This window comes from Pseudokineococcus marinus, from assembly GCF_013004605.1.
Classification (GTDB): Bacteria; Actinomycetota; Actinomycetes; order Actinomycetales; family Quadrisphaeraceae; genus Pseudokineococcus; species Pseudokineococcus marinus.
The window spans coordinates 1-3,173 of the sequence record NZ_JABEMA010000327.1 but is presented as its reverse complement, the minus strand read 5'-3'; the positions used below and the strand labels follow the sequence as shown (position 1 = coordinate 3,173).

Here is a 3,173-nt window from a genome sequence, read left to right as displayed (position 1 = left end):
CCCGGGCGGCGGCTGGCGCGTGCGCGCGCTCGTGCCGGACGAGCCGCCGGCGGCCGACGGGTCCGCTGCCTCGGCCGGCGTCCGCGCGGGGGCCCGTCGGTGAGCGCGGCCGACGCCGTCCGCGTCGTCCTCGTCGACGACCAGCCGCTCGTGCGCACGGGCTTCGCCATGGTCATCGACAGCCAGCCCGACCTCGCGGTCGTCGGCCAGGCCGGTGACGGCGCCGCCGCGCTCGCCCTTCTGGCGGAGGTCGAGGCCGACGTCGTCCTCATGGACGTCCGGATGCCGCGCATGGACGGCATCGAGGCCACGCGCCGGCTCACCGCCGGTGACGGCGCCCCGCGGGTCGTCGTCCTGACGACCTTCGACCTCGACGAGTACGTCGTCAGCGCCATCGGCGCCGGCGCCAGCGGCTTCCTCCTCAAGGACGCCGAGCCGGAGGAGCTCCTGGCCGCCGTCCGCACGGTGCACGCCGGCGACGCCGTCATCGCCGCGCGCGCCACCCGGGCCCTGCTGCAGCACGTCGGGCCGCTGCTCGCCGACGAGCACGACGGCGCCGCCGCGCCGGCCGCCCCGGGAGGCGCAGGCGGTGCGGCGGGCGCCGACCCCGCGGGGGCACCGGCCCCCGCCCGGGCCGCCGACGCAGCCGCGCTCGAGGCGCTGACGCCCCGCGAGCGCGAGGTGCTCGAGCTCATGGCGCGCGGCGCCAGCAACACCGACCTCATGGCGCGCCTCTTCGTCTCCGAGGCCACGGTGAAGACCCACGTCGGCCGGGTGCTGGCCAAGACGGGCTCGCGCGACCGCGTGCAGGCGGTCGTCCTGGCCTACCGCTGCGGGCTCGTGCGGCCCGAGGACCTCCTGCGCGACGCCGAGGGCTGAGCCGCCGGCCCGGATCGACTCCCCACCGGACCCACCACCCACCGGGCGCACCGCCGGGCGGCGTCCGACCAGGGTCTGACCCGGGGCCCCGGGCGCCGTCCCACCGGCCCAGGAGGTCCCCTCTGGGGCCGACGCCGGCGCCGAGATGAGCAGACCTGCGGCCGACGCGGGGCGCACGGCCGCCTCCCTAGCGTCGGGACGTCCGCTGCGGCAGCCGTTCCCGGCCGCCGCCCGCTCCTCGCCAGGAGGTCCCGTGCACCCCGCCCCGTCCGCCCCGATGACCGGACCGACCGCCGCGCGCCCCGCGGGCTCGCGGCCCGACGCCACGACCGCCGCCGTGCGGGCCGAGGGTCTGACCAAGGTCCACGGCCGCGGCGACGCGGCCGTCACCGCGCTCGACGGCGTCGACGTCTGCGTGGGCCGCGGCACCTTCACCGCCGTCATGGGGCCCTCCGGCTCGGGCAAGTCCACGCTGCTGCACTGCCTCGCCGGCCTCGACACGGCGACGAGCGGCCGCGCGTGGGTGGGCTCGACCGAGATCACCGGCCTGCGGGAGAAGCAGCTCACCCGCCTGCGGCGCGACCGCATCGGCTTCGTCTTCCAGTCCTTCAACCTCGTGCCGGTGCTGACGGCGCAGGAGAACGCCGTGCTCCCCCTGGCCCTCGCCGGCCGGCAGCCGGACCCGGCCTGGTTCGACGAGGTGGTCGGCCGCCTCGGGCTGGGGCAGCGCCTGCACCACCGGCCGTCCGAGATGTCCGGCGGGCAGCAGCAGCGCGTCGCCGTCGCCCGCGCCCTCCTGCCGCGCCCCGACGTCGTCTTCGCCGACGAGCCGACCGGCAACCTCGACTCCCGCGCGGGCGCCGAGGTGCTCTCGCTGCTCCGCAGCGCCGTCCGCGAGACGGGCCAGACCGTCGTCATGGTCACCCACGACCCGGTCGCCGCGTCCTACGCCGAGCGCGTCGTGCTCCTCGCCGACGGCCGCCTCGCGGGCGAGGTGCACGCCCCCACGGCCGAGTCCGTCCTCTCCGCCCTCGCGGCGCTCGGGGGCTGAGCCGTGCTGCGCCTCACCCTCGCCCAGGTTCGCCACCACGCGGGCCGTCTGCTCGCGAGCGCCACCGCCGTCGTCATCGCGGTCGCCTTCGTCGTCGTCACCCTCGTCGGCGGCTCGACCGCCGCCGCCACCGTGCGCGCCGCGCTCGCGGCGCCGTACCTGCCCGCGGCGGCCGTCGTCGAGGCCCCGACCGACGTGCCGCCCGCCGACGTCGACGACCCCTTCGCCGTCCCGCCGTCCCTGGCGGGGGCCGTGGACGCCGTGCGCGCCGTCGACGGTGTCACGGACGTCGCCCTCGACACCACCACCTACGCGTCCGTGTCGACCGGCGGCTCCGAGGGCGCGGACGGCGCCGCCACGACCGCGCAGGTCGTGCCCGTCCAGCCCGTCGGCTCGCCCCTGCGCTGGCAGCAGGTGGGCGACGGCCGCCTCCCCGAGCGGGCCGGCGAGGTCGCGGTCACCGAGCGGGTGGGCGCCGCCCCGGGCGACGTCGTCACCGTCCAGCCCGAGCCGCCCCGCCCGACGGCCGAGGACGAGGAGCCGGCTGCGCCGGCGCCGCAGCGGCTGGAGGTCGTCGGCGTCCTCGACACCGAGGGTGACCCCACGGCCTCCGTCACCCCGCGGCTCGCCGTGACGGCCGACCAGGTGGCGGCCTGGGGCTCGTCCACCTCGTCCGAGGAGCTGCGGGTGGCGGCCGCGCCGGGCACCGACGCCCAGACGCTGGCGACCGCCGTCGGGGACGCGGCCACCGACGCCCTCGGGGTCCCCGTGGCCGCGCAGACGGCGGACGACGCCACCGACGCGGTCGTCTCCGCCACGACCGGCGGTGCCCTGCAGCTGGTCTCGGTGCTCCTCGCCTTCGCCGTCGTCTCCGTCCTCGTCGCGGGCCTGGTGATCGCCAACACCTTCGCCGTGCTCCTCGCCCAGCGGACCCGCGAGCTCGCGCTCCTGCGCTGCGTCGGCGCCTCGCGCGCCCAGCTGCGCCGGGGCGTCCTCCTCGAGGCCCTGGCCACGGGGCTCGCCGCCTCGGCGCTCGGGACGGCGCTGGGCGTCGCGATCACGGCGGCGGGCTCCGCGGTGGTCGCCCGCACCGACGCGCCGATCCCCCTGCAGGGGCTGTCGGTGCCGTGGTGGGCCGTGGTCGTCGGGCTCGTGCTCGGCACCCTCGTCACCGTCGTCGCCGCGACGAGCCCGGCGCGCGCCGCGACGCGCGTCGCGCCCCTGGCGGCCCTGCGCCCGCTGG

The 3,173-nt window shown here is 78.8% G+C and carries 3 protein-coding genes; all 3 read left to right on the top strand.

Features of this window, described 5'->3' with window-relative positions:
* The first annotated feature begins 168 nt into the window (after positions 1-168).
* Positions 169-879: a response regulator gene (locus HLB09_RS14835; RefSeq protein WP_212771155.1), complete on the top strand. Its 711-nt coding sequence runs from the start codon at positions 169-171 to the stop codon at positions 877-879.
* Positions 880-1,156: 277 nt separating this feature from the next.
* Positions 1,157-1,930 (top strand): ABC transporter ATP-binding protein, encoded by a 774-nt coding sequence (locus tag HLB09_RS14830; RefSeq protein ID WP_171204105.1) that lies wholly within the window; start codon positions 1,157-1,159, stop codon positions 1,928-1,930.
* A gap of 3 nt (positions 1,931-1,933) precedes the next feature.
* A partial coding sequence (locus tag HLB09_RS14825) for an ABC transporter permease (RefSeq protein WP_171204104.1) occupies positions 1,934-3,173 on the top strand: 1,240 nt, incomplete at its 3' end.